Genomic DNA, 25,815 nt, shown 5'->3' with positions numbered 1-25,815 from the left:
AGAGAAAGGAAGGTTATCTGTTGATCAGTAAAACTGGCAAGGTTGCCTTATTTGTTTGGAGGCTACTCCCGCCGGACGGCCAACAGCGCCGCGTCGTCCGCCAGTTCCCCGCCCGCGTACGCCAGCAGATCCGCCACCAGGCGGTCCGCCAGCACGCCCGGTGCGTGCTCGGGCAGCGCGGCCAGCCGGCGCTCCAGCGGATAGAACCGGCCCCCCGCGTCCCGCGCCTCCGTCACACCGTCCGTATACAGCAGCAACAGGTCGCCCTTGCCGAAGGCGAAGGCGGCCGACCGGTACGAGCCCTCCGCCAGCTCGCGCAGGGCCAGCGGCGGATCCGCTTCGGCGTCCCCTGTCCCCACCGCGCTCACCCGCCCGTGCCGGCGCACCAGCGGCGGGAGATGGCCGCAGTTCACCAGCTCCACCGTCTCCCCGGAGCGCGGCACGGTCAGCAGCGCGGCGGTCACGAACTCCTCGCCCACCCCGCGCCGCCGCACCGCCGCGTCCAGCCGCCGGGCCACCGCGCCCAGCTCCGGCTCCACCTGCGCGGCCTCCCGGAACGTCCCCAGCACGTCCGCCGCCGTCTCGACCGCGCCCAGCCCCTTGCCCCGGACGTCCCCGATGAGCAGCCGCACGCCGAACGGTGTCGTCAGCACCTCGTACAGATCACCGCCCACCTGCGCGTCCGCCGCGGCCGCCAGATAACGCACCGCGACCCGCAGCCCGTCCACCCGCTCCGGCACCGGCCGCAACAGCGCCTGCTGCGCCGCCGAGGCGACCGAGCGCGACCGCAGCAACTCCCGTTCCCGCGTGGCCACCAGCACCACGTTCGCCGCGCTGATGCAGGTGAGGGCGAGCACCGTGAACGCCGCCGTGAGATGCAGGGTGATGGGCACTTCGGGGTCCGCGAGCGTCAGCGGGGCCACCAGCAGCAGCGCCACCGCCCCGGTCAGCAACGGGACCCGGGCGCGCCGCGTGCCGATGCTGGCCAGCACGGGGGCCGTGCCCAGTACGGGTGAGAACGTCAGCCGGGGGTCCGAGGCGAGGTCGACGCCCACCGCCGCGGCCAGCAGGACGTACGCGGCGACGACGAGCAGGCGCGCCGGCCGCGGAAGGGCCGGGGCCGGGTACGGGCCGACGGGACCGGGGGCTCGCTTCATGGCTGTCTCCACCCTAGGTGCCGCCGGTCCGCCCGCAACCCGGGCGCCCGGGCCCCGGCGGGCCCGCCGATTCCGGTACGCCGAACGGGCTCTGGCGCCCACGGGCGTCGAACCCCCACCACGCGTGGTGCGGTCCGGCGATCCCGCCATGGCCTCCGTAAAAGGGAGGAGCGTCGATGAACCTCGGGAAGGATGCCAAGGCGGCCGTCCTCGCCGCCGCCCCCGGGTGCGCCACGGCCGGCTGGGCGGCACCGTCCTCCTCGGCGATGCCCCCGCCCTCCGCCTTCGCCGTGCCGGCCGCGCGGGCCGTGTCCACCGCCGGCTGCCAGGGACCCTCGTGTTGTCGGTCAGGGCCCGTGACGTACTGGTCCTCGAACACCAGGAGCTCCAGGGCCGTACCGTCGGCCTCCGCCGGAGCCGGGCGTGCGAGGCGGCCTGGGGTGAACTGACGGCGCGGGTTCCGGGGACGACGTCCCCGTCCAGAGCGCGTCGGCGAGACGCGGCGCCGCGCTGTCGCCTCCGGGACCCCCGCCTACTCGCCCATGGTGAACGACCGGACGCTGCGGAGCGGAAGCCGGAAGCGCACCTTGCGCCACTGATCGGCCGACCGGCCGGGCGGTCACCGAGCCGGTGCCCCGACCAGCGCGGAGGAGACCGTCCGCGCGGCGTCCCGCAGCGCTTCTTCGCAGCGCCGCGCCCCCGTACCCTCCGGATCCAGCAGCCGCCGCGGGCCGGTCAGGCACAGCGCCGCCGCGTGCCGGACGCCGTCGGGGCAGGGGATGGACGTGGCCAGCCGGGCCTCTTCCGGGCCGGTCCCCTCCTCGTAGGCGCAGCGGTCGTCGCACGGGCCGGCCAGCACCCGGGCCGGGGCGCTCGTGTGCGGCAGGATGTCTCCGGTCGCCAGCCGCTGCGGCCGGTTGTCCGGCCGGAAGACATGGTGGATGACCTGCGCGCCCTCGGGGTGCGCGACCGCGAGCAGAACGCTCGTGCCGGTGCGGGCGGCGAGGCCGTCGGCCCAGGTCATGGCCGCGGCGCGGACGTCGTTGACGTCCGGCCGGGCCGCGGCCGCCGCGCCGGTGGCGCGGCGGAACGGTTCGCAGGGCCGGCAGGTGCCCGAGCCGGCGTCGTACTCGACCAGCCCCTCCGCGCGCAGTCCGCTGATCACGTCGCCGACGGTGTGGTCCGGCAGACCGAGGGAGGCGGTGAGCCGGCGGAAGGAGACCCCTCGTTCGGGCTCGCGGGCCAGGAGCTCGAGCACGGCGGCGGTGGTGCCGACGGGGGCTCGGTGCCCGGCCGTATGACGGTCCTGGGGTGTATGAGGCGTCTGGGGCATCGGAATTCTCCGTTCCGTGCGGGGGTCGCGGGATCGGCTCCGGTGGTGGGACGGCCGGGAGTCGCCCGGCGCGGCGTCCGCGCCGCCGGGGACCGGGGCCGTCGCGCCACCGGGACCGTCCAGGCTAGGCGGGGGCCGCTCGCGGGCCGGCCCGCCGACCGGGGGACCGGCAGGGGGAACCCGCCGTCCCCCGGCCGGCGGACCGGGGAGCCGCTCAGCGCGCGCGGCGCTCCTTCTCCGGGGCGAACGGGATCCCCGACCGCAGCCCCCGGCAGCCCAGCACCAGCGACTCCCCGAGGAAGCTCACCCCCACCGTCAGCTGGGCCGGCCGCGCCTCCGGGTGCATGCCGCCCCGTGCGGCCAGGAAGCCGTAGGCCGCCATGACGGCCAGGGAGCCGGCCAGTACGAGGAAGGTGCGGCCGGTGTAGCGCTGCCAGAGCACCCCGTCCCGTTCGAAGATCCGCACGGTGGACGCGCGCAGCGCGCCGAGCCCGGCGCCGAGCAGGGCGCCCGGCACCACCCAGGCGTAGTCGGCCGCGGTCACCGCATCCGCCCTGGCCAGCGTCATGATGCCGATCGTCAGCAGGATCACCGGCGGGACCGCCAGGTCCCGCGCGTTGAGCGGTTCGCCCTTCAGTCGCCGGACGACGACGATCACGACGACGACGGCGACGAGGGCTGCGAGCGGCCAGCCGTGCACAGGACCTCCTATTTAGCGCAGCGATGCCAAAAAATGTAGCGCGACTGTGCTACCAAAACAACCGGACCCCGCGTGGCGCCCCGCCGGTCACGCCGTGTATGCATGGACGCACTCTCAGGCGAAGCCCCTCGCGTGTCCGGACGGAAGGAAGAGCTGCGATGACGGTCGGCGACATCCGTGACGACAGGGCCACCGAGGCGACGTGGTCCGTCCCCCTGCTCGTCCTCGCACCCGCCCTGCTCATCCGGATCATGTCCGACCGCTCGGCACCCTGGCTCGCCGCGGCCTGGACGGTCTGGGGGCTGGCCGCCGCGCTGACGGTGGCGGGCTGGGTGAGCGTGGTCCGCGGCGGCATACGGCGGGCCCGGGACTGGGCGACGTGTCTGCTGTTGCACGTGGTTCTGGCGGTGCAGGCCGTGTCGTTGTCCCTCTGACGCGCCCCTCCGGTCCGGCCGTTCGTCCCGCAGGCCGCTGGCATAGAGTCGGGGGCATGGTTGCAGGAGACGAGGGCCCCGTACGCGTCGACAGCTGGATCTGGTCGGTACGGCTCACCAAGACCCGCTCGCTGGCCGCCACGGCCTGCCGGGCCGGACACGTCAAGATCAACGGGGAGCGCGCCAAGCCCGCCCAGCCGCTGAAGACCGGTGACGAGGTACGGCTCTTCCACGCCGGACGGGAGCGGATCGTCGTCGTCTCCCGGCTGGTGCGCAAGCGGGTCGGTGCCCCGGTGGCCGTCGAGTGCTACGTCGACAACAGCCCGCCGGCGCCGCCGCGCGAGGTGATCGCCGCGATGGGCGTGCGGGACCGCGGCGCGGGGCGGCCGACGAAGCGGGAGCGTCGCGAGATGGAGCAGTTGCGGGGCCGTCCTTAGGGGTGCCCCGGTCCCGCCCCTTCGCCGTTTCCCGGGGAGAACCCCGGACCCCCGGCATCGCGGCTTCGCCGCGAGGTCCTCGAATGCCGGGCGGGCTGATATTCAGCCCGCCCGGCGTGACGCCGCCAACGCCAGCCCCGCGAAAGGCAGCAGCGCCACGACGGCCCACCGGGCCCCCGCGTCGCCGGCGAGGTGGAGGGTCAGGGTGACCAGGGCGATGCCGAGGGCCGTGCCCAGCCCCCGGGCCATGTTGATCAGGCCGCCGCCGGTGCCGGCGGAGTGCGTGGGGAGCGCCGCCATCACCGTCGCGTTGTTGGCCGGGGTGTAGACGCCCAGTCCCAGGCCGAGCAGCGCCAGCAGTGGCACCAGGGGGAACGCGGTCAGCGGCAGGACGGCCATCACCGCCAGCGCCGTGAGGCAGACGAGTGCGCCCAGCACACAGCGCACCCGGTCCGACAGCCCGGCCGGCAGCACGCGCTCCGCGCAGGTCGCGGCCAGGGCGAAGCCCGCCGGGAGGGCGGTCAGCACCAGACCGGCCAGGAGCTCCGACGCCCCCGCGGCCGTGAGGGCCGCGGGCACCAGCACCAGCGGTCCGAACAGCACCAGGTAGTCGCACAGCGCTCCCGCGAGCCCCGCCGCGACCGTCCGCGAGCGCAGCAGCGCCGGGTCCAGCAACGGCCGGGGCCGGGAGCGCGAGCGCGACAGGAACGCCCAGCCGGCGACCACCGACAGGACCAGCAGCACGGCCACCGACCAGCCGGGGAACGGCAGCCCGGAGGCGGCGGACAGACCCAGCAGCAGCGCGGTCGTGGAGGCGGCCAGCAGCACCGGGCCCAGCGGGTCGAAGCCGCCGGACGGGGCGCGGCCGCGGGTCCGGGGCAGCAGGTACCGCCCGGCCACCAGCGCGACGACGCCCACCGGCACGTTCACCGCGAACACCCAGCGCCAGCCGACCGCCGACACCAGCGCCCCGCCGATCGTCGGCCCCAGGGCCAGCCCCAGCGCCTGGGCCGCCGCCTGCACGCCCAGCGCCGCCCGCAACCGGCCGCGCGGCGCGCTGGTGGTCACCAGGGCCACGCTGTTCGCCTGCATCATCGCCGCCCCCGCGGCCTGCGCCACCCGCGCCCCGACCAGCACGGCCAGCGACGGTGCCAGCCCGCAGCCGGCCGAGGCCACGGTGAACAGCGCGAACCCGTGCAGGTAGAACAGCTTGCGGCCGTGGACGTCGGCCAGCCGCCCCACCGGCACCAGCAGCGCCACCAACGTCAGCAGATAGGCGAGCGACACCCACTCCACCGCGGCCGTCGAGGCGTGGAACTCGGCGCTCAGACCGCGGTACGTGAGGGTGACCACGCTCGCGTCCAACTGCCCCATGAACGCGCCGAAACACACCGTCGCCACCGCCAGCCGCCAGGCCCCCGGCCGCTCCCGTATCCGCCGCGGCCTCGGCCGCTCCTCGGACAGCACCGCCGGGAGCCGCCGCCGCTGCGGCACCCGCGGGGCGGGACGACCGTCCATGCCTGTTCCTCCTCCGCGCCGCGCCGGCCCTCCCCGGGCGGCGGTGTCCGACCACCTCCGACGCTAGCCCCGCTCCCGCCCCCACCGCGAACGGGGGTTCGGCGGGCGCCTGTCGGACGTACGGCCGCTCGCCCGTCGGACGTACGGCCTCCGGAAAACGCCGCTCCGGCCGCGACCGTCACCGGACCCCCGCCTGGCTCGTTGAGCGGACGGGCGGGTACGGGTCGCCGATGACCGCCCGCCGGCGACGGCACGGCAGGAAGGGCGGGCGATGCGCGACCCCCGCGGCAACCGCGAACCCAGCGGGGGCAGGAACGGGCACCGGGGAACCGACGGCCGGGCGAGACCCGCCCGCGGCCCCGCTCGCAGTCCGGGCCACGCCGCCCGGATCGGCGTCTGCCTGGCCTCGGCCGCCGTCCTCGCGGTCGCCGGCACCGGCTGGCTCGCCGGCCACTGGATCGGCGACGGCCTGACCACCTCCCGGGCGCTCGACGCCCTGCGCGAGAAGGCACCGCGCAAGCTCGACGACTCCGTCAACGTCCTGCTGATCGGCCTCGACAGCCGCAAGGACATGAACGGCCGCGACCTGCCCCGGCAGTTCGTCCAGGACGAACTGCACGCCGGCTCCAGCGCCATCGGCGGCTACAACACCAACACCCTGATCCTGATGCACATCCCGGCCGGCGGCGGCCGTGTCACGGCGTTCTCCATCCCCCGCGACGACTACGTCACGGTCGCCGGCGGACGCGGCGAGCACAAGATCAAGGAGGCGTACGGGATCGCCAAGGCCGAGGCCGAGGACCGGCTGGCCGCCGAGGGCGTCAGGGGCGCCGAGCTGGAGCACCGCAGCCGCGAGGCGGGCCGGGAGACGACCCTCGCGACGGTCCAGGACTTCCTCGGGGTCCCCATCGACCACTTCGCCGAGGTCAACCTGCTCGGCTTCTACGACATCGCCAAGGTGCTGCGGCCGATCCCGGTGTGCCTGCGCCACGCCGTCCACGACCACTACTCCGGCGCGGACTTCCCGGCCGGGCGCCAGGAGCTCGACGCCCGCCAGTCCCTCGCCTTCGTCCGGCAGCGGCACGGCCTGGTCAACGGCGACCTCGACCGCACCCACCGGCAGCAGGCGTTCCTCTCCTCCGTGATGCACAAGCTCACCTCCCAGGGCGCCTGGGGGGACCTGGACAAGCTCGAAGGGCTCCTCGACGTCGTCAAGAAGGACGTCGTCCTCGACGACCAGTGGGACCTCCTCGACTTCGCCCAGCAGGTCCCCAACCTCACCGGCGGCAACGCCGAGTTCCACACCCTGCCCATCGCCGGGTTCGCCAGCCGCAAGGGGGAGGCCGTCAACCTCGTCGACCCCGAGCGGATCCGCGGCATCGTCCGGGCCATGACCGACCACCGGCGGCCCCCCGAGCCCGCCCCCTCCGCCGCTCCCGCCCCCACCCTCCCGGCCGACGCGTCCTCGACCACCGTCGAGGTGCGCAACGCCTCCGGGGTGCCGGGCGCCGCGGCCGCCGAGTCCCGGGCCCTGGCCGCCCTCGGCTACACCCCCGGGCGGATCGCCAACGCCCCCGGCGCCACCGCCACCACCGTCACCTACGGCGACCGTGCGGACGCCGCCGCCCGCCACATCGCCGCCCGCCTCGGCGCCGACCCGCTCCGCGACTCCGCGGTCCCGGCACGGCACGTCGTCGTCACCCTCGGCACAGCCCCCCGCACCCCGCGGCCGGAGGGCGACACCTCCGCCCGGCCGGTCCTCCACGACGCGAACGGCCGGATGCCGGACGACGCGTTCCACGGCCGGTCCGTGCGGATGGGCGGCGTCACCTGCGTCGACTGACGGAGACCGGCGGAACGCGACGACCGCGGGGCCGCCCTCGCGGGCCCCGCGGTCGTCAGGGGGTGTCGCCGGACGTACCGGAGGTACCGGCCGTATCGGCTACCGGTGCCGCGGCGGCATGTGCATCATGCAGTCGCGCACCATGTCCAGGTGCTTGGCGACGATGGGCCGCGCCTTCTTGGCCGCCTCCCGGACCGTCGCGTCCTTGCCGCGCGCCGCCTCGGCGTCCAGCAGGTCCAGCGTCTGGACGTGCGCGGTGTCCTGGGCCCGCAGCCAGAGGTTGTCGTAGGCGCGGGTCCGCGCCTTCTTCCGGATCTCCTTCAGCTCCTGCTCCTGCCTCGGGGTGACCGAGCGGGGCAGCGCCACCTTCAGCTTGCGGCTGAGCTCCTCGACCCCCTTGTCCAGCAGCGTGTGGTCGCGGACCAGCACCTTCCCGGTCTCCCGCACGCACATCGACACGGCGTTCTTCTGCGCGTCGCCGCCGGCGGCGATCTCGGCCATGTTGCCCTGGTGCACCGCGCCGAGGAAGGCGTCGTCGAGGGCGTCCGTGGCGAGGGCCGTACCGGCCGGCCCCATGGCGAGGGTGAGGACCGCCAGCGCCGTCGTGGCCCGGTGTCGCATACGCATCGTTCGCTGCTCCGTTCGTCGTCGGCCCGCGGCACACCGCGCGCGCGGGCCCGTCCGGCCGAGGGCCGCCCGTCGCGGCCCCTCACGGAGCTGAACAATGCACCCGGCACAGGGCCGTTGACCTGCCGGACGCAGTCAGTCCCGCCATTTGGCGGCGTTCTTTTCGGGCGATCGGGGGTACGGGGTCCGGCCCGCCGGGCCGGGGCGGTCAGCCGAAGAGGCCCGTCACCAGGCCGGTCAGCGTGCCGAGGAGACCGGCCGTCAGATCGGCGAAGGTGCCCAGCAGCTTGGTGACCAGGGACAGCAGGCCGCCGGTGTCCCCGGCGCCGTCGGCGGCGTGCGGGGCGAGCTCGTCCCGTACCCGCTGGGCGTCCGCCACGATCCGGGCGACGGCGGCCCGGTCCGGGGCCGCCGCCGCGGCCTGCTCCCGCAGCCCGGTACGGGCCGCGATCAGCACGTCGAGCCGTTCCCGCACCGCGTCGCAGGCCCGGCGCTGCTCGGCCGACGGGCTCCGCACGGCCCCGCACGCGGCGGCGGCCTCCGCGGCGCGCTGCCCGATGGCGTCCTGGTCCAGCACCCGCAGGGCGTCCGCCGCGACCCGGCGCAGCGCGTCAGGACCGCCGGCGGCCCCCGCCTCGGCGACCGGCAGCGGCGCCGTGGACAGCACGACGGCGCCGGGTGCCGGACTTCCGGACGGCACGGGCGCGCCCGCGGGGACGGCGACGGTGGGCGGGGCATCGGCGAGGGCGAGGGCGGGGACGGCGGCGAGGACCGCGCACAGGGCCGCCGCCGTGAGAAGACCGGTTCTGCGGAGGGCGTCCATCGGGTGCTCCTTCGGAGAGGGGATCCTGGCGCCACCCTGCGACCGGTCACGGAGGGCCGCAAACGGAGAAATCGATGCGACGGTGTGTCAGCTGATGGCTCGTCGGTCCGTAAAGCGACGCTCCATCAGGTGGTGGACCGTCAGCTGACGTAACGTGAGTTCGTCGACTGCGCATGGGCTGAACGGGGCACATCTGCCATGACGACCCGTCAGTGACGGAGAGCGTCGTCGGGGAGGAACCGGGGGGCCCGCGTCGGAGGGTCGAAGTACGGGGAGTCGATCGCGCCGGTGAGGACGCCGAGGAGGAACTCGGCGGCCGGGACGCCGTAATGCTCCCACTCCGGACCCCGGCCCTCGTTGAGGATGACCGTCCAGTCGCGCGGCGCGGTGCCGGGCCGGACGAGCCAGTAGAGGAAGTGGCCGTTGCCCTCCACGTAGGCGAACGGCAGGACGCCGCTGCCCGCCGCCCGCAGCTCGGCCGGCCGGGGTTCGCCGAGCTCCCACAGCTCGGCGTGGATCTCGGCGCGCTCCGCAAACTGGGCGACGAGGTCGTCGTAGGGCTCTTCCCGGCTGGGGACCAGGAACCGGATCTCCTGGTCGCGGCAGTCGCCCGGGAACGTGAAGAAGCCGCCTCCGTAGAGGTCGACGAGCTGCCGGTAGTCGGCGGGGAGGGCGCTGCCCAGCCGTGCCTCGACCGCTGACCAGTCGTGCGGGCGCGGCGGGGCAGGGGGCGGGACGAGCCGGGCGAGGCGGGCGACGGCGGGGAGCACGGGTCCTCCGGGCGGTGTGACGGGTGATCGAGCGGGGGTGGCGGTGGGGGCAGTGCCCCACGGACTTCGAGGGCGCCGCGTGACGGGCCGGTCGCAGGGTCTTCCGCGGGCCCGTCCGGCCCGGTCGCCGTTCGGCCGGCGGCGGTCACGGTCGTCGCCTGGTGGTGGCCGTCGGACAGGATCCGCCGATCACGGACGGCTGACGGCTGACGGCTGACGGCTGACGGCTGGGGGAGCGGGGCCGGCGGCCAGGCGGCCGCGACGCACGTCGCCGCTCACCGCCGCGCCTCCGCCTGGAGCCAGGTGAGGACCGCCCGGACGCGGCGGTGGCCGCCGTCCGCCGTGGGCAGGCCGAGCTTGGTGAAGATGTTGCCGATGTGCTTGTTCACCGAGGTCTCGGCGATGAACAGCCGCTCCCCGATGGCCGCGTTGCCGTGCCCCTCGGCCATCAGCGCCAGCACCTCCCGCTCCCGGGGGCTCAGCGCCGCCAGCGGGTCGGCCCGGGCGCTCCGCACCATCAGCTGCGAGATCACCTCCGGGTCCATCGCCGCCTGGCCGGCCGCGACCCGGTCCAGCGCGTCCAGGAACTCGTCCACCCGGCCGATCCGGTCCTTGAGCAGATAGCCGACGCCGCCCGCGCCGGCGGCGAGCAGCCGTGAGGCGTACGCCTGTTCCACGTACTGCGAGAGGACGAGCACCGGCAGGCCGGGGATCCGCTCCCGGGCCGCGACGGCGGCGCGCAGCCCCTCGTCGCGGAAGCCGGGCGGCAGCCGGACGTCCAGGACGGCGACGTCCGGGCGGTGGCGCAACAGTGCGGGCAGCAGTGCCTCGCCGTCCTCGACGGACGCGCAGACCTCGTGGCCGGCGCCGGTCAGCAGGAGGGAAATCCCCTCCCGCAGCAGGACGTTGTCCTCGGCGATCAGGATCCGCACGGCAGCTCCACTTGCAGCAGGGTCGGCCCGCCGGGCGGGCTGGACAGTTCGGTGACGCCGTCGAGGGCGGCGACGCGGCGCCGGATGCCGCGCAGCCCAGTGCCCGGGCCCTCCGCCGCGCCGCCCCGGCCGTCGTCCCGGACGCTCACGCGGATCGCGCGCGGGGTGACGGCCAGCCGCACGGCGCCGCGGGTGGCCCCGCTGTGCCGGGCGACGTTGGTGAGGGCCTCGGCGAGCACGAAATAGGCGGCGGCCTCGACGGCCGCCGGCGCCCGGGTGCCCGGCGGTACGGTCTCCACGTCGAGGTCCGTGGGCACCGGGCAGGCCGCGGCCAGGCCGCGGGCCGCCTCGGCCAGCCCGTGGTCGTCGAGTACGGGCGGGTGGATGGCCCGTACGGTCGCCCGCAGCGACGACAGCGTCTGCTCCGCCAACCGCTGGGTGGCGTCGACCAGTTCGGGCAGCGCCTCCGGCCGGCCGTCCAGGGCGCGGCGGATCAGGCCCAGCCGCAGCGAGACGGCGACCAGGCCGGCCTGTGCCCCGTCGTGCAAGTCCCGCTCGATGCGGCGAAGTTCGGCGGCGTGCGCGTCCAGGGCCTCGGCCCGGGAGACGGTCAGTTCCTCGACCCGGCGGGCCAGCGACGCCCGGCCGCGCCGCGGCCCGAGCAGCGCGCGGGTCATCCCGGCGTGGCCCCGGGCCAGCACCGGCAGCAGCAGACCGGCGAGGCCCGCGTACACCGGGGCGAGGGCGACGGCGGCCAGCGCCGCCGGCCAGGAGGCGATCTCCCACACCGCGAACTCCGCGTGGGGCACGGCCCACCACCACAGCGGCGTCGTCAGCCAGCTCAGCACGCCGCCGCACAGGCCCAGCGCGAGCGCGCCGGCGGCCGTCCCGGTGAGCGCGTGCAGGAGCAGCCAGCCGAGGCCGGACCAGGTCGCGCGGTCCGTCAGGAGGGTCCGCGGTCGGGTCGGCGTCCCGCCGGCCGACGGGATGTCGGCGCCCAACCAGGCCGCCGCCCGCCGGCGGTGGACGTCGGCGAACCGGCGCGTCCCGCGCAGGACGGCGGGCAGGACGAACAGCCCGGGCCCGGCCAGGCTCAGGGCGCCGACGGCGAGCAACGGGCCGCAGCACAACAGGGCGAGCAGGCCCGTCGCCCCGGCGGAGAGCGTGTAGCGGAGGGACGCGGTGAGCCGACGGACGAACGCCCGCCACGCCTCCCGGCCCTCCCGGCCGGCCGTCCGGAACCGCCCTCGTACCGCCGCGCCCACAGGTCCCCGCTCCGTCGCGTCGTCCACACCGTTCCCCGCGCGCTCCGCGTACGGAAGAGGCGCGCACCGAGAACGCCGACGTCCCCTCCGCCCATCCGTACGCCCTGTCGCGCCGCGCCGCGCCATGCCGCGTACGCGGTCCGCAACGCTATCACCGGCGGAAACGCCTGCCGGGCGGGCGGGTTCGCGGAGTGCCGGGTCCCCGGCGGGGGCCGCGGACGGGCAGGGGGCACCCCGTCCGTTCGTGGCCGTCCGTCCGTGGCCCCCGCCCAGGCATCCGCCCTCACGCGCCGCCGGAGCGGCCCGCGCCCGTCCCCGGGCGACGCAGCGTGAAGGCCCGGGCCGGGTTGCGGGTGAACACCCGGCCGGCGAACTCCTCCCCGAACTCCCGTGTCAGCCGCGGCCGGAGCACCCGCAGCAGGTACGGCATGCCCGGGCCCCCGTCGACCGACCGGGCGGCGGCCGTCGTGGTGTCGCCGCCCAGGAGCAGTTGCCCCGCGTGCCCGGCGTCGGCCAGGGCGGCGAGCTGGTCGAACAGCCGCCAGTCGGTGGCGTGGTGGGCGCGCGAGGGTCCGTCGAAGGCCAGGAACGCGCCCGCCCGGGCGGCCTCCCGCTGGACGCGGAGGTCGGGGCAGCGGCCCAGATGGCCGAGGACGACGGCCGCGGGCGGCATGCCGAGCGTGCCGCAGAGCAGGTCGAGCACCTCCAGCGGCGCGGTGCCCAGCTCCAGGTGGACGGCCACAGGCGCGCCGGTCGCGTGGTGCGCCTCGGCCGCGGCGGTCATGGTGCGCCGGGCGTGCTCGTCGAGTCCGTGGAAGCCTCCGGCGACCTTGACCAGCCCGGCTCGGACCGGGGCCGACGTCAGATCGGCGATGAACCTGCCCGCCAGGGCGTCGAGTTCGGCGGGTGTCGGCGGGGGCGCGTAGTGCACCGCCTGGTGCATGCCGGTCGCCATCACGACGTGCACGCCCGCGGCGCGGGACGCCGCCACGACGTCGGCCGCCCGGCGCCCCATGCCGCGCGGCGTCCACTGCACCACCGTGTCGCCGCCCGCCGCGGCGAAGGCGCGCAGTTCGGCCTCGGCCGCCGCCGGGTCGTCGAGCTCCTGGCCGGGCAGCAGCGGGCTGCGCAGGAAGAGGTGGTCGTGGGCGTCGACCGTGCCCAGCGTGTCCGCGGGGACGTCGCCGAGCACCGTCCGGACGACGGCGTTCACGCGGCACCCCCCGCCACGGGCCGGGCGTTCGGGTTCTCGGCGGCCTCGGCGGCCTCGGCGGCCTCGGCGGCCTCGGCGGCCTCGGCGGCCTCGGCGGCCTCGGCGGCCGCCAGGGCCGGTGCGGCGGCGCGCAGTCCGGCCAGCGCCTTCGGCACCCCGATGTAGGGGGCCAGGTGGACGAAGACCTCGACGATCTCCTCCGCCGTCAGCCCCACCCGCAGGCCCGTGGTGACGTGCCCGGCGAGCTGCGGCTCGACGCCGCCCAGCGCGGTGAGCGCGGCCAGGTTGGCGATCTGCCGGTCGCGCAGGGAGAGTCCGCCGCGCTGGTACGTGCCGCCGAAGAGGCTGGTGACGATCCAGTCTGCGAATCCGGGTGCCACCGCCTCCAGCGCGGGGAGCGTCGCCTCCCGCGTCCGTTCGTCCTGGAGCACCTCCAGCAGCCGGTATCCCGCGGCACGGTCGAACGCCGCCCCCCGCGGCTCCGTACCGATGTCCTCCGTCATTCCGTTCCTCCCACCCCTGAAAACGTAACGGATGAACCGTTACATCGTTGATCTCGATCAATGTAACGCATCAGCCGTTACGATCGGGACATGCACGCAGAAGAGCACCCGGCCTTCCGGTTCGACCTCGGCGCGACCTGGCTCGACTTCCTCGCGACCAAGGGGCGCACGTTCGGCGCCCGGCCGGTCGAACGCATCGCCACCGCCGAGCGGCTGGGGGAGTGGTTCGAGCGCGTGGAACTCGCCCCCGTCCGGCCCCCGGAGCCGGCCGACGTGGCCCGGGCCCAGGTTTTACGCGAGAACCTGCGGCTCCTCGCCCTGCCCGTCGTCGAGGGCGGCACCCCGCCCGCCGGCGCGGTCGAGGAGACCGCCCGCTTCCTCGCGGACCAGCCCGACCCCGTCCATCTCACCGTCGCCGGCCGGCTGCGCCGCGAACCCCCGGCGGACACCGGCGCCGCCCTCGCCCGGATCGCCCGCCAGGCCGTCGACCACCTCACCGGCCCGCAGCGCGGCACGCTCGCCGTCTGCCCGGAGCACGACTGCCGGGGCCTCTTCACCAACCCCTCCGGCCGCCGTCGCTGGTGCCCCGCGCCGGCCTGCGCCAGCCGGGGCCGCGTCCGCGCCCTCCGCGAACGCCGCCGCGCGGAGACGTGAAGCGGGGAACGTGCGGCAGGGAAACGACGGGGAGTGATCCACGTCGCGGCGGTCCCCGCGCCCGAGCCTCTAAGGTCCGCCCATGGACAGACACTTGACGTTCGAGCGCCTGCACAACTTCCGTGACCTGGGCGGCTACCCCACCCGGGACGGAGCCGTGGTGCGCTGGGGCCGGCTGTACCGCTCCGACTCGCTCGGCAAGCTCGCCGGGGCGGACCTGGAGCGCTTCCTGGAACTGGGGGTCGGCACCGTCATCGACCTGCGCTACCCCTGGGAGATCGACGCCGCCGGACGGGCGCCCGAGCACCCGTCCTACACCTGGCACAACCTCAGCATCGAACACCGGCCCTACGACCAGGCCGCCCTCGGCCCCGACGTCGCCCCCGGCCCCTACCTCGCCGAGCGCTACCTGGAGGTCGCCCACGACGGAGCCGCCGAACTGCGCCGCGCCCTCGACGTGATCGCCGAGCCGGGGGAGGGGGCGGTGGTCTTCCACTGCGCCTCCGGCAAGGACCGCACCGGGCTGCTCGCCGCCCTCCTCCTGATCCTGCTGGGCGTCGAAGAGGCCGACGCGGTCGAGGACTTCACCCTCACCGCACGCGCCACCGAGCGGCTCGTCGCCGACTGGCGCGCCGGCCACCCGGGACGCGAACTCACCTGGCCCGGCTACGGCACGGCACCAGCCGACGTGATGCGCCTCTCCCTGGACGGCCTGGCCCGGCGGCACGGATCCGTGCACGCGTACGCCGCCGGGGTGCTCGGCGTGGACGACGCCCTGGTCACGGCCCTGCGGCGGCGTCTGCTCGAACCGGTGCCCGTACCGTAGCCGAAGGGCGGGGCGGGGTACGAGGCCCGTCCGGCTCCCTCACGGCCGCTTGTGCCCCCGGGCCCACCGCATCCCCCACCCGTACAACCGGTCGAGGTCCGACTGGAACCCGTACACGTACGTGGCCTCCCGACGCACCGTCAGGTGCCCCTGCCGGTTCTCGATCAGCGCCACGGCGCAGGACCGGGCCTGTGGAACCCTTTCCCTCAGCTCCACGGCGAACTGGTGCCCGTCCGGCAGGTAGAACGTGAGCACGCTGTCCACCCGGCCGAAGACGGGCGTGCAGTCGTAGTTGTAGACGAAGACCAGCATCCGCCGGAACTCGTCCCGCTTGTCCAGGTTGATGTACAGCGTCTCGCCCATCGGGCCGCCGAACCGGCTGTCCGCGCTGAGCGAGATGTACGGCGGCCGGTACAGATCGCCGTGAAAGCCGCCCAGCGGCTGCACCACGCCCTTGGTGCCGTCGGTGAGTTCGTACAGACAGGCCAGGTCGAGGTCGGCGGAGACCACGGCCGGGCCGTGCACCTGCACCGACGCGCCGAGCGGGGCGAACAGGCCGCGCAGCAGCCCGGTGGGGCCGTCCCCGCTCGGGCCGGTGTGCATGCTCCAGGTGAGATTGACGCGGAGGGTGCCCCCGGTGGTGCCGTGGTGGGTGAGCCAGTCGGTGGGGTGGGTTTTGGAGAGGCGCTTGTGGTGCGGCGCGGCCCACTCGAAGCCGTGCCGCGCCTCCTCCCGGCGGAGTGCGCCGCCGCGCAGATAGGCCCATAGGCTGCCGTCCTCCTCCGCGGACGAAGCGGCCTTCCGGGCGGACGGCTCCTTGCCGTCCGGGGCGGGGCGGCGGAACCGGTGCGGACGTGGGCGCATGACTGGCGGACTCCCTCTCGACCTCTCGACGACGCTCGGTACGCGCCCGTTCGGGGACGCGCACCCTGAGCAACGCGAGAGGGCCGCCAGGGGACATGGGCGGCCCGCGAACCGACCGGAGCGCGGGCCGCCCGTCGGCTCAGCCGGAACCCCGCAGCGCGGCCGCGGCCTTGGGCCAGTTCCCGCGCAGGTTCGCGAGGTACGAACCGGCTTGCGGCCCGGGCTTGACCCCGCGCGCGAACGCCGCCATGTTGCCCGCGCCCGCGTTGTACCCGAGGGCCATCAGCTCCTCCTTGGTGTACGACCCCGGCCAGGACCCCGGGAGCTGCGCGGCCAGGTCGCGCAGGTGCCAGGACTCCGCCCGGATGGCCAGCGCCGGGTCGTCCGGCAGATCGAACCAGCTGCGGTCCGCGAACGGGCGCCCCTGCTTCGTCTCGTCGTAGGCGGCCCGGTGCATGTTGGCCACCCCGAACGCCGAGTCCGGCTTCATCTTCTGCCAGGACTTCTCGAACTCCGGGTCGTGCGGTTTGTACGCCTCGTTGTAGAGGATCGCCATCACCAGTTGCGCGCTCACGCCCGCCTCCTTGGCGTACCGCTTCACCTGGGGGGCATAGCGGGCGGGGTCCTGGTCGCCGCCCGGTTTCTCCGGGGACTTCTGGTCGATCGGGGTGTCCGCCGGCGACGGGCGGCCCGACGCCGCCGTACGGTCCCGGGACTTCCCGTCGTCCCCGCCGCCGCACGCCGTCGCCCCACCGGCGACGGCCGCCAGGACGGCCACGGCGGCCAACGACGACCGGAGCCTGCGGTGCTTCCTCACGTTCTTCCTCCTGACGCGTCGCTGCGTGCCTCCGCCACGACCGTACACAGCCGGCCGGGCGGCCGTGGTCGGCCGCGTACGGCCGTACGGGGCGCCCATGGCATGCTGAAGCCGTGAACCGACCCGAGATCACCGTGACCTTCGCCCCCGGACTGCGGCTCTTCGTCCCCGCCGAACGCCGGGCCGAGCGGATGACCGTCGTCACCGACGGATCGTCGTCCCTCGGGCATGTGATCGAGTCGCTGGGCATGCCCCTCACCGAGGCCGGCCGGCTGTTCGTCGACGGCCGCGAGGTGTCCGTGTCCCACGTACCGGCGGTGGGCGAGTCGGTGGAGGTACGGGCGGTCGAACGCCCGCAGCGGGTCCCCGGGGCGCCCCTGCGCTTCCTGCTCGACGTCCACCTCGGGACGCTGGCCCGGCGGCTGCGCCTGCTGGGCGTCGACGCCGCCTACGAGAGCGAGGACATCGGCGACCCCGCGCTCGCCGCCCGCTCCGCCGCCGAGCGCCGGGTGATGCTCTCCCGCGACCGCGGCCTGCTGCGCCGCCGGGAGCTGTGGGCCGGCGCGTATGTCTACAGCGACCGGCCGGACGACCAACTGCGCGACGTCCTGGGCCGGTTCGCCCCGCCGCTCGCGCCGTGGACCCGCTGCACCGCCTGCAACGGGGAGCTCCGGGACGCCGACAAGGACTCCGTCGGCGAACTCCTGGAGCACGGCACGCGCCGCACCTACGACGTCTTCGCGCAGTGCGCGGCCTGCGAGCGCGTGTACTGGCGCGGCGCGCACCACGCCCGGCTGGAGGCGATTGTGCGGGACGCGCTGCGGGAGTTCGGCGGGGCCGCGGCGGCCGGGGTCGAGGCGGGTTCGCTCACGGCAGGGTGAGGATGCGGGGGCCGTCGTCCGTGACGGCCACCGTGTGCTCGATGTGGGCCGCCCGGCTGCCGTCGGTGGTCACCATCGTCCACCCGTCGTCGGCGGTGCGGTAGGCGTCGCGTCCGCCGGCCATCAGCATCGGCTCGATCGCGAGCACCAGCCCGTGCCGCAGCGGGTAACCCCGGCGCGGGCGGCCGCGGTTGGGCACGTGGGGGTCCTCGTGCATCTCCCGGCCGATGCCGTGGCCGCCGAAGTCGGCCGGCATGCCGCACCGCGCCTTCGTCGCGACGGTGCCGACGGCGTGCGAGATGTCGCCCACGCGCCCGCCGGCGCGGGCGGCGGCGATGCCGGCGTCCAGGGCCTCCTGGGTGCGGGCGATCAGCTCGGTGTCGGCCGGCCGGGCCGTCCCGACGGTGAAGCTGACGGCCGCGTCGCCCGCCCAGCCGTCCAGCAGGGCCCCGCAGTCGACGCTGAGCAGGTCGCCGTCGCGCAGCCGGTAGCCGGTCGGTATGCCGTGCGCCACGGCGTCGTTGACGGAGGTGCAGATCACGCCGGGGAACGGCACCGGCGCGAAGGACGGCCGGTAGCCGAGGAACGGCGACTCCGCGCCCGCCTCCGCCAGCACCCCGCGGGCCACCTCGTCCAGCTCCCGGAGGCTCACCCCGACGGCCGCCGACTCCCGCACGGCGGCCAGCGCGCGGGCCACCACCCGGCCCGCCTCGCGCATCGCCTCCAGCTGGCCGTCGCTCTTGATCTCGACCATGTCCTCCGCCACTCCCCTCATCCGATTCTCATACCGGTATTGGTATCCCGGTATTGATATCACGGTATTAGTATTGCCGTCATGGTGAGAACTCCTCTGACCCCCTGGGAACGCCGACGCGGCGAGATCTTCGGTGCGCTGGTCCGGCAGGCCCGGGGCGACCGCAGCATGGTGGAGGTCGCCGCGGCGGCCGGCGTCTCCGCGGAGACCCTGCGCAAGATCGAGACGGGCCGGGCCCCGACCCCGGCCTTCTTCACGGTGGCGGCCCTGGCCGGGGCCCTCGGCGTCTCCCTCGACGCGCTGGCCGCCGCGTCCGCGCCGGAGGAGGACGCCGCCGCGGGGGAGGGCGGGGCGGCGCTGTCGGCGTAGGCGCGCGGCACGGGGAACGCCGGACGGGCCGGTGCGGCCCGTCCGGCGTCCGGAGGTGAGCGGGCTCAGGACTCCTCGGCCGGAGCGGCGGCCTCCGCCGCCGCGGCCTCGGCGGGTGCCTCCCCCTCCTTCTCCTCGGCTTCCTCCTCCTCGGTCGGCGCCTCGGTCTGCGCGGCGACGACCTGGAGCACGGCCGTGCTCTCGTCGACGGCCAGCGACGTGCCGCGCGGCAGCGGGACGTCCCCCGCCCGGACGGTGTGCCCGGCCTCCAGGCCCTCGATCGACACCGTCAGCCCCTCCGGGATGTGCGTGGCCTCCGCCTCGACGGGCAGCGCGTTGAGCATGTGCTCCAACAGGTTGCCGCCGGGGGCCAGTTCGCCCTCGGTGTGCACCGGCACCTCGACGGTGACCTTCTCGCCCTTCTTGACGGCCAGGAAGTCCGCGTGGACGAGGAAGCCCTTCAGCGGGTCGCGCTGCACCTCCTTGGGGATCACCAACTCGCCGCCTTTACCGCCGAGTTGGAGGCGGAGTAGCACGTTCGGCGTCTTCAGCGCCATCATCAGGGCATGCCCGTCGAGCGTGACGTGCTTCGGATCGGCGCCGTGGCCGTAGATGACTCCCGGTACCTTGTCCTCCCGGCGGATGCGACGGGCGGCGCCCTTGCCGAAATCGGTGCGCGTTTCGGCGGCCAGCTTGACCTCGGCCATGACTGCTCTCCTCGTGTGTCGTCGTCTCCGGACCGTCCGGTGAGCGTCACCCGGACCCCGGCGACCCGTACGAAGAGAGCGCGACGGGACGGATCGCCGCACCCCATGAGTACGGCCTCCCTCGCCGAGCAACGCGCGGCGAGTGTACCCAGCGGCGGAGGCGCATCATCCGCTTTGTGCGCCGGATGGCGCACCGCGCCGTCGCCCCACCGTGCGGGCCATCCGGCGGACCGCCTCCTCCAGCACCTCCGGCGAGGTGGCGAGGTTCAGTCGGACGTGACCGGTGCCGCCCGCGCCGAAGGGCGGGCCCGGGGTCAGCGCGACGCGCCCGCGCTCCAGGAAGGCGGCGGCCGGGTCGTCGCCCAGGCCGGCGGACCCGCAGTCCAGCCACACCAGGTAGCCGCCCTGCGGGCGGAGGTACCCCGCCTCGGGCAGGTGCCGCGCGAGCAGGCCGCCGAGCAGCCGGCGGTTCGCGTCCAGCCCGCCGAGCAGGGCGTCGAGCCAGCCGCCGGCGTGCCGCAGGGCGGCGGTGTGGGCCAGCACGCCCAGATGGCTGGGGCCGTGGCTCGCCTCGGGCGGCATCCGGCGCAGGTCGCCGGCGGCCTCCTGCCCAGCCACGACCAGCGCGGCCTTGAGGCCCGCCAGGTTCCACGCCTTGGACGCGGACACGACCGAGAAGGCGTCCTCCGCCCCCGGCACCGACAGGTAGGGCACGAACGCGGCCCCCGGCAGCACCAGCGGGGCGTGGACCTCGTCGGCGACGACCCGCACCCCGTACCGCCGCGCCAGCTCCGCGACGGTCGTGAGCTCCGGCCGCGCGTGGACCGTTCCCGTCGGGTTGTGCGGACTGCTCAGCAGCAGGGCGGTGCGCCGCCCGCCCGCCACGGCCTCCCGGAAGGCCGCCTCCAGGGCGCCGGCGTCCAGCCGCCCGGCGCCGTCCAGCGGCGCCGCCACGACCCGCCGTCCCTCGTGCGCGACGAAGGCGTGGAACGGCGGGTAGACGGGCGGGGTGAGCACCACCGCGTCGCCCGGCCCGGTCACCAGCCGCAGCACTTCGACGACGCCCCGCATCACGTCCGCCACCACCGCCGTGCGGTCCGGTGCGACGCCGTCCCACCCCCACCGCTCCCGCGCGAACCCCGCCAGCGCCTCGGCGTAGCCCGCGCCCGTCGCGTACCCGGTGTCACCCAGGGCCACGGCCTCGGTCAGCACCCGGGCCACGGGTCCGGGGAGCGGCACGTCCATCTCCGCGACCCACAACGGCAGGACGTCCGGCGGGTACGTCCGCCACTTGGCGCTCGTACGGCGGCGCAGCCGGTCGAGGGAGAGCTCGCGCAGCGGGTCGGTGTGCTCGTTCGACGACATGGAGTCATTGTGCGCGCCGTACCGGTGTTCTGACGATGCGTCAGCAGGCTGCGGAGGGGGCCCGGCTGCCGGCCCCGAGGCGGTCCGGCCGGTGACGGGCATTGCTCCGGCCGAAAAAATGAGAGTACGCTCCCATTAGCTATTCAACTCTCATCAGGGGGTGGACTCTCGTGTCAGCGGATCCCGGTGCGCGCCGGTGGTGGGCCGTCGGAGCTCTCGTGCTCGCGTCCCTGGTCGTGGGCTTCGATGTGACGATCCTGAGCCTGGCCCTGCCGGCCATGGCCGACGACCTGGGCGCGGGCAACGCCCAACTGCAGTGGTTCGTCACGTCGTACACCCTGGTCTTCGCCGCCGGGATGATCCCGGCCGGCGTGCTCGGGGACCGCCACGGGCGCAAGAAGACGCTGCTCGCCGCCCTGGTGATCTTCGGCTTGGCCTCGCTGGCCTGCGCCTGCTCCACGTCGTCGGGCATGTTCATCGCCGCGCGGGCGGTGCTCGGCCTGGGCGCCGCCCTGATCATGCCGACGACGCTGTCGCTGCTGCCGGTGATGTTCTCCGAGGAGGAGCGCCCCAAGGCGATCGGCGCGGTGGCGGGCGCGGCGATGCTGGCCTACCCGCTCGGCCCCATCCTGGGCGGCTACCTTCTTCACCACTTCTGGTGGGGAGCGGTGTTCCTGATCAACGTGCCGGTGGTGGTCCTCGCCTTCCTCGCGGTCTCCGCCTGGCTGCCGGAGTCGAAGGCGCCGCGGGCGGCGCGGGCCGAGCGGTTCGACGTGGGCGGCCTGGTGTTCTCCAGCGCCGGTCTGGCCGCGATGACCTACGGCGTGATCCAGGGCGGCGAGAAGGGCTGGACGGACGTCAGCACGCTGGCGCCGCTGCTCGGCGGCCTGCTCGCCGTCGTCGTCTTCGTGCTCTGGGAGAAGCGGGCGGCCGGCCCGCTGGTCGACCTGTCGCTATTCCGCTCGGCCCGGTTCACCGCGGGCACCCTGCTCGGCACGGTCGTCAACTTCACCATGTTCGGCGTGCTGTTCACGATGCCGCAGTACTACCAGGCGATCCTGGGCGCCGACGCGATGGGCAGCGGCTTCCGGCTGCTGCCGATGGTCGGCGGCCTGCTCCTCGGCGTCTCCCTCGCCGGCCGGATCGCCCGGGCCATGGGGCCGAAGGCCGCGGTCGCCCTGGGCTTCGCCCTCCTGGCCGCCGCCCTGTTCTACGGAGCCACCACGGACACCGGCAGCGGCACCGGCCTCGCGGCCGCCTGGACCGCCGCCTACGGACTGGGCCTCGGCTTCGCCCTGCCCACCGCCATGGACGCGGCGCTCGGCGAACTGTCGGCGGAGAGCGCGGGCGTCGGCTCGGCGGTCAACCAGTCGGTCCGCACCCTCGGCGGAAGCTTCGGCGCGGCCGTCCTCGGCTCCGTCCTCAACTCCCGCTATCGCGGCGGGCTCGACGTCGGCGACCTGCCCCCACGAGCACAGGACGCGGCCCAGGACTCCGTCTTCGGCGGCCTGGCGGTCGCCCGAGCGGTGAAGTCCCCCGAGCTCGCGGACAGGGTCGGCTCCGCCTTCGTCCACGGCCTGGACGTCGTCCTGGCGGTCTCCGCCGGCCTCGGCCTGCTCGGCGCACTGCTCGCCGCGGTACTGCTGCCCCGGCGTGTCGGTGACCACGCCCGGCAGGTTGGTGATCGCGCCGGCAAGCCCGCAAAATCTGACCATGAACCCGCAGACGCAGCCTGACCGGGCCGAACCGGTGACCGGCCTGAGAGAACGCAAAAAGGCCAGGACCAAGGCCGCCATCCAGCGGGAGGCGGTGCGGATGTTCAGGGAACAGGGCTATACGGCCACGACCGTCGAGCAGATCGCCGAGGCCGCCGAGGTCGCCCCCAGCACCGTCTTCCGCTACTTCCCGACCAAGCAGGACCTGGTCTTCTCGCACGACTACGATCTGCCCTTCGCGATGATGCTCCAGGCGCAGTCGCCCGACCTCACGCCGATCCAGGCGGAGCGCCGGACCATCAGGTCGATGCTCGACGGCATCCCTCCCGAGGAACTGGCCCTCCAGCGCGAGCGCTGGGTCCTCATCACCTCCGAGCCGGAGCTGTGGGGGGCCGGCCTGGGCAACCTGAGCCGGACCCTCCGGATCATGTCCGAGCAGGTCGCCCGGCGCGCGGGCCGCGACCCGGGCGACGCCTCGGTCCGCGCCTACGCCGGGGCGGTCTTCGGCGTGATGCTCCAGGTCTCCCTGGAGTGGGCGAAGGACCCGGAACTGGACTTCGCCGCGGCCCTCGACGAAGCCCTGCTGTTCCTGGAGGACCTGCGGCCCTGACCGCGGCCGCCGACGCCGCTCCGGTCGGCCGGGTCCACGGCTTCGGCCCCCGGCGGCCGCCCGACCGCCCTCTGCCGGGAGCCGGTGGCCGGTGGCCGTCGCCGGTGGCCGGGACGGCGCGACGCCGTCAGCCGACACGGCCGCGCGGGCGGGGTGTCGCGGGCGAGCGGGGCGACGCGGGCGGGGTGACAGCCGTGGCCGTCATCTCACCCCGTCCCGGGACGTCCCGTCGGGGGCCGGCCGGCTCCCCGGAGTGGTGCCGGGCTCCAGGGCGTGGTACTCGTGCGCCAGCAAGGAGTCCATCGCGTCGTTCAGTTGCGCCACGAACCTCCGGAACTCCTCCAGCCGCGCGCCCGTGTGCGGGGACATGACCTCTTCCATCCCGGCCGTGTACGGGCCGAAGAACCGCATGGCGTGCGGCCGGACGTCGGGGCTGCTGCGCAGGGTGACGACCCGGCGGTCGGGGTTCTCCCGCCTGCGCTCCACGTAGCCCGCCTTCTCCAGCCGGTTGAGCAGCGCCGTGGTGGCTCCCGAGGAGAGGGAGATGCGCTCGCTCAGACGGGCGGGGGACAGCGGGGTCCCCTGGTCCTCGGCGTACAGGATCTCGGTGAGCGCCACGGCGTCCGTGGAGTGGAGGCCCAGCCAGCCGGCGAACCGCCTGGTGAACTCCGTGTAGTTGGCGCCGAAGGTGCGCAGCCCCTCGAGGAGGCGGTGGGGGTCGGAGCCGCTGTCTGCCGCCGCGCGCTCTGCCATGGTTCCTCTTCACGTCCTTTCGGCTTCTTTGCTTCATCGTAAAGTTTTTCCGCCATGGAGTCACCGGAGAGGGGATTTCGTCCGGTATCGCCCCAAGGTGCCGCAGTGCTGCGGCGGTTGACAGTGAGCACGGCCGCAAAATAGCTTCACGGTGGAAATACTTCAGAGTGGAGGTACCGTGAACGGCGCCGTGCAACCCCCTCCCACCCCACGCCCATGGCTCGGCCTGCTCGCCGTGTCGCTGGGCGTGGCCCTGATCGTGGTGGACGTCACGATCGTGAACGTGATCCTGGCCCCGGTCATCGACGACCTGGGGATCGGTTCCGTCGAGGCCCAATGGGTCCAGGAGTCCTACGCGATCTCCTTCGCCGCGCTCCTCCTGCTGACCGGACGCCTCTCCGACGCGCTCGGCGCGCGCAAGGTGTTCCTCCTGGGCCTGGCCGTCTTCGGCGCGACGAGCCTGTCGGCCGCGGTGGCGCCGGACGGCGGCCTCCTGATCCTGGCCCGCTTCCTCCAGGGGTTCGGCGCCGCCGCCATCCTGCCCAGCTCCCTCGCCCTGGTGAACGCGTCGTTCACCGGCCGGGCGCGGGGGCGGGCCTTCGCGGTCTGGGGCTCCACCATCGGCGCCGCCGCCGCGGTCGGGCCGCTGCTCGGCGGCCGGCTGGCCGACCTCTCCTGGCGCTGGGCCTTCGGCGTCAACATCCCCCTGGTGGTCCTGATCGCCGTCGGCGTGCTCGTGCACCTCGACGCCTCGCCGCGCGTCCGGGCCCGGATCGACGGGGTGGGCGGCGCGCTCTCGGTCGCCGGCCTCGGACTGCTCGCCTTCGCCCTCATCGAGGGGCGCGCCTACGGCTGGTTCGAGACCGCTGAGCCGCTCGACCTGGGCGCGTTCACCTGGAGCGCGAACCCGTCGCCAGTCTTCGCCGCCTTCGTCGTGGCGGCCGTCTCCCTCGGCCTTTTCTGGCGCCGGCAGAAGGCCCTGGGTGCCGCCGGAGGCGAACCGCTGGTGGACGTACGGCTGTTCTCCATCGGCTCCTTCCGCAGCGGCAACCTCGTCACCCTGCTGGTGGGCGTCGGGGAGTTCGGCATCATCGCGGTGCTGCCGCTGTGGCTCCAATCCGCCCTCGGCTACAGCGCGTTCGAGACGGGCCTCGCCCTCGTCGCCCTCGCCGGAGGCAGCTTCGTCGCCAGCGGCGCCGGATTCTCCATGGCCGCCTCGGTCCCGGCCCTGCTGCAGGTACGCATCGGGCTGGTGCTGGAATCCGCCGGCCTGGTGCTGCTGGGGCTGATCGCCGGCACGGACAGCGCCTGGTGGCCGATCGCCCTCGCCCTCTTCGTGTACGGCGTCGGCGTCGGCTTCGCCACGGCGCAGGTCACCAACATCGTCCTCGCCGACGTGCCCGCACACAGCGCCGGGCAGGGCTCCGGCATCCAGAGCGCGGCCCGGGAACTGGGCTCCGCCCTCGGCATCGCCCTCCTCACCACCCTCTTCTTCAGCACCCTCGCCTCCGACCTGAAGGAGCGGCTGGACGACGCCGGATTCCCCGGCGGGCAGGCCGAGCGGGTGAGTGGCATGGTCACCGAGAGCGCCGGCTCGGTGATTCCGTCACTCGCCGACGATCCCGGCACCGCCGGCGCGGCCGAGCCCGCGCGGGAGGCCATGGCCCACGGCCTGGAACTGACGAGCTACATCTGCGCCGCGTTGCTCGTCCTGGCGCTCGCGGCCACGCTGTTCGTCAGGAGGACGACGCCCGTGGCGGCGGACGTGGTCGAGGAGGACGGGCAGGGGGTCCGGCCGGGCTGACGCGCCGGGGTCGGGGGTCGGGGCCGCGCCGTCCCGGCCGGTCCGGAGCCGGGGCGCCGCGTCGGACACGCGGGCGCGGCGCCTGGGCCCGGCCCGGGGGAGCCCTCGTCGGAGGACGCCACCCGCCTCGGCCGCGGAGGC

General features: G+C 74.9%; 27 protein-coding genes. 10 read left to right on the top strand and 17 right to left on the bottom strand.

Annotated elements, in window-relative coordinates; translation table 11 throughout:
- Window positions 1-62: 62 nt before the first annotated feature.
- The 3 genes from ACH4PU_RS05455 to ACH4PU_RS05445 form a co-directional block, all read right to left on the bottom strand.
- Complete coding sequence (locus tag ACH4PU_RS05455) at window positions 63-1,157, bottom strand: PP2C family protein-serine/threonine phosphatase (RefSeq protein ID WP_398266365.1); 1,095 nt, start codon at window positions 1,155-1,157, stop codon at window positions 63-65.
- 619 nt (window positions 1,158-1,776) lie between these two features.
- On the bottom strand, window positions 1,777-2,490 hold the full coding sequence (locus ACH4PU_RS05450) for an IclR family transcriptional regulator (RefSeq protein WP_398266362.1): 714 nt from the start codon (window positions 2,488-2,490) through the stop codon (window positions 1,777-1,779).
- 214 nt (window positions 2,491-2,704) lie between these two features.
- On the bottom strand, window positions 2,705-3,190 hold the full coding sequence (locus ACH4PU_RS05445) for a DUF1453 domain-containing protein (protein WP_398266359.1): 486 nt from the start codon (window positions 3,188-3,190) through the stop codon (window positions 2,705-2,707).
- Between the two features lie 158 nt (window positions 3,191-3,348).
- On the opposite strand from ACH4PU_RS05445, the gene ACH4PU_RS05440 reads away from it, so the two are divergent.
- Window positions 3,349-3,624 carry a hypothetical protein gene (locus ACH4PU_RS05440; RefSeq protein ID WP_398266356.1) on the top strand — a complete coding sequence of 92 codons (276 nt, stop codon included), beginning with the start codon at window positions 3,349-3,351 and terminating at the stop codon, window positions 3,622-3,624.
- A 56-nt stretch (window positions 3,625-3,680) separates the two neighbouring features.
- Window positions 3,681-4,061: an RNA-binding S4 domain-containing protein gene (locus tag ACH4PU_RS05435; protein ID WP_398266353.1), complete on the top strand. Its 381-nt coding sequence runs from the start codon at window positions 3,681-3,683 to the stop codon at window positions 4,059-4,061.
- A 102-nt stretch (window positions 4,062-4,163) separates the two neighbouring features.
- Here ACH4PU_RS05435 and ACH4PU_RS05430 read toward each other — a convergent pair whose 3' ends face one another.
- Window positions 4,164-5,579, bottom strand: coding sequence for an MFS transporter (locus tag ACH4PU_RS05430; RefSeq protein ID WP_398266350.1), 1,416 nt, complete (start codon window positions 5,577-5,579; stop codon window positions 4,164-4,166).
- Window positions 5,580-5,850: 271 nt separating this feature from the next.
- Here ACH4PU_RS05430 and ACH4PU_RS05425 point away from each other — a divergent pair, with 271 nt between their 5' ends.
- Window positions 5,851-7,422: an LCP family protein gene (locus tag ACH4PU_RS05425; RefSeq protein WP_398266347.1), complete on the top strand. Its 1,572-nt coding sequence runs from the start codon at window positions 5,851-5,853 to the stop codon at window positions 7,420-7,422.
- A 99-nt stretch (window positions 7,423-7,521) separates the two neighbouring features.
- Here the strand turns inward: ACH4PU_RS05425 and ACH4PU_RS05420 are convergent, their stop codons facing one another.
- The 7 genes from ACH4PU_RS05420 to ACH4PU_RS05390 all read right to left on the bottom strand — a co-directional run bounded on the left by ACH4PU_RS05420 (window position 7,522) and on the right by ACH4PU_RS05390 (window position 13,555).
- Complete coding sequence (locus ACH4PU_RS05420) at window positions 7,522-8,049, bottom strand: DUF4142 domain-containing protein (RefSeq protein WP_398266344.1); 528 nt, start codon at window positions 8,047-8,049, stop codon at window positions 7,522-7,524.
- Between the two features lie 208 nt (window positions 8,050-8,257).
- Complete coding sequence (locus ACH4PU_RS05415) at window positions 8,258-8,872, bottom strand: hypothetical protein (RefSeq protein ID WP_398266341.1); 615 nt, start codon at window positions 8,870-8,872, stop codon at window positions 8,258-8,260.
- A 209-nt stretch (window positions 8,873-9,081) separates the two neighbouring features.
- Entirely contained in the window at window positions 9,082-9,642 is a 561-nt protein-coding gene (locus tag ACH4PU_RS05410; RefSeq protein ID WP_398266338.1) for an SMI1/KNR4 family protein, read from the bottom strand.
- Between the two features lie 275 nt (window positions 9,643-9,917).
- The gene (locus ACH4PU_RS05405) at window positions 9,918-10,574 is read right to left on the bottom strand and encodes a LuxR C-terminal-related transcriptional regulator (protein ID WP_398266335.1); all 657 of its coding nucleotides are present in this window, start codon (window positions 10,572-10,574) and stop codon (window positions 9,918-9,920) included.
- A complete protein-coding gene (locus ACH4PU_RS05400) occupies window positions 10,562-11,866 on the bottom strand; it encodes a sensor histidine kinase (RefSeq protein ID WP_398266332.1) in 1,305 nt (434 codons plus the stop codon). The genes ACH4PU_RS05405 and ACH4PU_RS05400 overlap by 13 nt, the downstream gene beginning before the upstream one ends.
- 256 nt (window positions 11,867-12,122) lie before the next feature.
- Window positions 12,123-13,052 (bottom strand): phosphotriesterase, encoded by a 930-nt coding sequence (locus ACH4PU_RS05395; protein WP_398266329.1) that lies wholly within the window; start codon window positions 13,050-13,052, stop codon window positions 12,123-12,125.
- Window positions 13,049-13,555 (bottom strand): carboxymuconolactone decarboxylase family protein, encoded by a 507-nt coding sequence (locus tag ACH4PU_RS05390; RefSeq protein WP_398266326.1) that lies wholly within the window; start codon window positions 13,553-13,555, stop codon window positions 13,049-13,051. The genes ACH4PU_RS05395 and ACH4PU_RS05390 overlap by 4 nt, the downstream gene beginning before the upstream one ends.
- 90 nt (window positions 13,556-13,645) lie before the next feature.
- Here ACH4PU_RS05390 and ACH4PU_RS05385 point away from each other — a divergent pair, with 90 nt between their 5' ends.
- Both ACH4PU_RS05385 and ACH4PU_RS05380 read left to right on the top strand, forming a co-directional pair.
- On the top strand, window positions 13,646-14,209 hold the full coding sequence (locus ACH4PU_RS05385) for a CGNR zinc finger domain-containing protein (protein ID WP_398266323.1): 564 nt from the start codon (window positions 13,646-13,648) through the stop codon (window positions 14,207-14,209).
- An 82-nt stretch (window positions 14,210-14,291) separates the two neighbouring features.
- A complete protein-coding gene (locus ACH4PU_RS05380) occupies window positions 14,292-15,035 on the top strand; it encodes a tyrosine-protein phosphatase (RefSeq protein ID WP_398266320.1) in 744 nt (247 codons plus the stop codon).
- Between the two features lie 39 nt (window positions 15,036-15,074).
- Here the strand turns inward: ACH4PU_RS05380 and ACH4PU_RS05375 are convergent, their stop codons facing one another.
- A complete protein-coding gene (locus ACH4PU_RS05375) occupies window positions 15,075-15,899 on the bottom strand; it encodes a Tellurium resistance (protein ID WP_398266317.1) in 825 nt (274 codons plus the stop codon).
- A gap of 139 nt (window positions 15,900-16,038) precedes the next feature.
- On the bottom strand, window positions 16,039-16,716 hold the full coding sequence (locus tag ACH4PU_RS05370; protein WP_398266314.1) for a lytic transglycosylase domain-containing protein: 678 nt from the start codon (window positions 16,714-16,716) through the stop codon (window positions 16,039-16,041).
- A gap of 113 nt (window positions 16,717-16,829) precedes the next feature.
- Here ACH4PU_RS05370 and ACH4PU_RS05365 point away from each other — a divergent pair, with 113 nt between their 5' ends.
- The gene (locus tag ACH4PU_RS05365) at window positions 16,830-17,597 is read left to right on the top strand and encodes a Mut7-C RNAse domain-containing protein (RefSeq protein ID WP_398266311.1); all 768 of its coding nucleotides are present in this window, start codon (window positions 16,830-16,832) and stop codon (window positions 17,595-17,597) included.
- On the opposite strand, the gene map is transcribed toward ACH4PU_RS05365, so the two are convergent.
- Window positions 17,584-18,351 (bottom strand): type I methionyl aminopeptidase, encoded by a 768-nt coding sequence (gene map / locus ACH4PU_RS05360; protein WP_398266967.1) that lies wholly within the window; start codon window positions 18,349-18,351, stop codon window positions 17,584-17,586. The genes ACH4PU_RS05365 and map overlap by 14 nt on opposite strands.
- 81 nt (window positions 18,352-18,432) lie before the next feature.
- Between map and ACH4PU_RS05355 the strand changes: the two genes are divergently transcribed.
- The gene (locus ACH4PU_RS05355) at window positions 18,433-18,720 is read left to right on the top strand and encodes a helix-turn-helix domain-containing protein (RefSeq protein ID WP_398266309.1); all 288 of its coding nucleotides are present in this window, start codon (window positions 18,433-18,435) and stop codon (window positions 18,718-18,720) included.
- A gap of 65 nt (window positions 18,721-18,785) precedes the next feature.
- Here ACH4PU_RS05355 and ACH4PU_RS05350 read toward each other — a convergent pair whose 3' ends face one another.
- Both ACH4PU_RS05350 and ACH4PU_RS05345 read right to left on the bottom strand, forming a co-directional pair.
- Window positions 18,786-19,427, bottom strand: coding sequence for a 50S ribosomal protein L25/general stress protein Ctc (locus ACH4PU_RS05350; protein WP_398266306.1), 642 nt, complete (start codon window positions 19,425-19,427; stop codon window positions 18,786-18,788).
- Window positions 19,428-19,592: 165 nt separating this feature from the next.
- A complete protein-coding gene (locus ACH4PU_RS05345) occupies window positions 19,593-20,792 on the bottom strand; it encodes a MalY/PatB family protein (protein ID WP_398266303.1) in 1,200 nt (399 codons plus the stop codon).
- Between the two features lie 218 nt (window positions 20,793-21,010).
- On the opposite strand from ACH4PU_RS05345, the gene ACH4PU_RS05340 reads away from it, so the two are divergent.
- On the top strand, window positions 21,011-22,528 hold the full coding sequence (locus ACH4PU_RS05340; RefSeq protein ID WP_398266300.1) for an MFS transporter: 1,518 nt from the start codon (window positions 21,011-21,013) through the stop codon (window positions 22,526-22,528).
- Complete coding sequence (locus tag ACH4PU_RS05335; RefSeq protein ID WP_398266297.1) at window positions 22,506-23,117, top strand: TetR/AcrR family transcriptional regulator; 612 nt, start codon at window positions 22,506-22,508, stop codon at window positions 23,115-23,117. The genes ACH4PU_RS05340 and ACH4PU_RS05335 overlap by 23 nt, the downstream gene beginning before the upstream one ends.
- 201 nt (window positions 23,118-23,318) lie before the next feature.
- On the opposite strand, the gene ACH4PU_RS05330 is transcribed toward ACH4PU_RS05335, so the two are convergent.
- On the bottom strand, window positions 23,319-23,870 hold the full coding sequence (locus tag ACH4PU_RS05330) for a MarR family winged helix-turn-helix transcriptional regulator (protein ID WP_398266294.1): 552 nt from the start codon (window positions 23,868-23,870) through the stop codon (window positions 23,319-23,321).
- 178 nt (window positions 23,871-24,048) lie between these two features.
- Between ACH4PU_RS05330 and ACH4PU_RS05325 the strand changes: the two genes are divergently transcribed.
- Window positions 24,049-25,674: an MFS transporter gene (locus ACH4PU_RS05325; protein ID WP_398266291.1), complete on the top strand. Its 1,626-nt coding sequence runs from the start codon at window positions 24,049-24,051 to the stop codon at window positions 25,672-25,674.
- Window positions 25,675-25,815 lie beyond the last annotated feature (141 nt).

Origin of the sequence: Streptomyces sp. NPDC021100 (assembly GCF_044333095.1) — a bacterium.
Classification (GTDB): Bacteria; Actinomycetota; Actinomycetes; order Streptomycetales; family Streptomycetaceae; genus Streptomyces.
This window is presented reverse-complemented; position numbering and strand designations above follow the sequence as displayed.

Coding starts and splice junctions, on each gene's coding strand:
- ACH4PU_RS05440 (WP_398266356.1), top strand. CDS start 3,349: ATGACGGTCGGCGACATCCGTGACGACAGGGCCACCGAGGCGACGTGG.
- ACH4PU_RS05430 (WP_398266350.1), bottom strand. CDS start 5,579: ATGGACGGTCGTCCCGCCCCGCGGGTGCCGCAGCGGCGGCGGCTCCCG.
- ACH4PU_RS05425 (WP_398266347.1), top strand. CDS start 5,851: ATGCGCGACCCCCGCGGCAACCGCGAACCCAGCGGGGGCAGGAACGGG.
- ACH4PU_RS05355 (WP_398266309.1), top strand. CDS start 18,433: ATGGTGAGAACTCCTCTGACCCCCTGGGAACGCCGACGCGGCGAGATC.
- ACH4PU_RS05385 (WP_398266323.1), top strand. CDS start 13,646: ATGCACGCAGAAGAGCACCCGGCCTTCCGGTTCGACCTCGGCGCGACC.
- ACH4PU_RS05350 (WP_398266306.1), bottom strand. CDS start 19,427: ATGGCCGAGGTCAAGCTGGCCGCCGAAACGCGCACCGATTTCGGCAAG.
- ACH4PU_RS05455 (WP_398266365.1), bottom strand. CDS start 1,157: ATGAAGCGAGCCCCCGGTCCCGTCGGCCCGTACCCGGCCCCGGCCCTT.
- map (WP_398266967.1), bottom strand. CDS start 18,351: ATGGTCGAGATCAAGAGCGACGGCCAGCTGGAGGCGATGCGCGAGGCG.
- ACH4PU_RS05450 (WP_398266362.1), bottom strand. CDS start 2,490: ATGCCCCAGACGCCTCATACACCCCAGGACCGTCATACGGCCGGGCAC.
- ACH4PU_RS05415 (WP_398266341.1), bottom strand. CDS start 8,872: ATGGACGCCCTCCGCAGAACCGGTCTTCTCACGGCGGCGGCCCTGTGC.
- ACH4PU_RS05335 (WP_398266297.1), top strand. CDS start 22,506: ATGAACCCGCAGACGCAGCCTGACCGGGCCGAACCGGTGACCGGCCTG.
- ACH4PU_RS05380 (WP_398266320.1), top strand. CDS start 14,292: ATGGACAGACACTTGACGTTCGAGCGCCTGCACAACTTCCGTGACCTG.
- ACH4PU_RS05345 (WP_398266303.1), bottom strand. CDS start 20,792: ATGTCGTCGAACGAGCACACCGACCCGCTGCGCGAGCTCTCCCTCGAC.
- ACH4PU_RS05420 (WP_398266344.1), bottom strand. CDS start 8,049: ATGCGTATGCGACACCGGGCCACGACGGCGCTGGCGGTCCTCACCCTC.
- ACH4PU_RS05390 (WP_398266326.1), bottom strand. CDS start 13,555: ATGACGGAGGACATCGGTACGGAGCCGCGGGGGGCGGCGTTCGACCGT.
- ACH4PU_RS05330 (WP_398266294.1), bottom strand. CDS start 23,870: ATGGCAGAGCGCGCGGCGGCAGACAGCGGCTCCGACCCCCACCGCCTC.
- ACH4PU_RS05375 (WP_398266317.1), bottom strand. CDS start 15,899: ATGCGCCCACGTCCGCACCGGTTCCGCCGCCCCGCCCCGGACGGCAAG.
- ACH4PU_RS05435 (WP_398266353.1), top strand. CDS start 3,681: ATGGTTGCAGGAGACGAGGGCCCCGTACGCGTCGACAGCTGGATCTGG.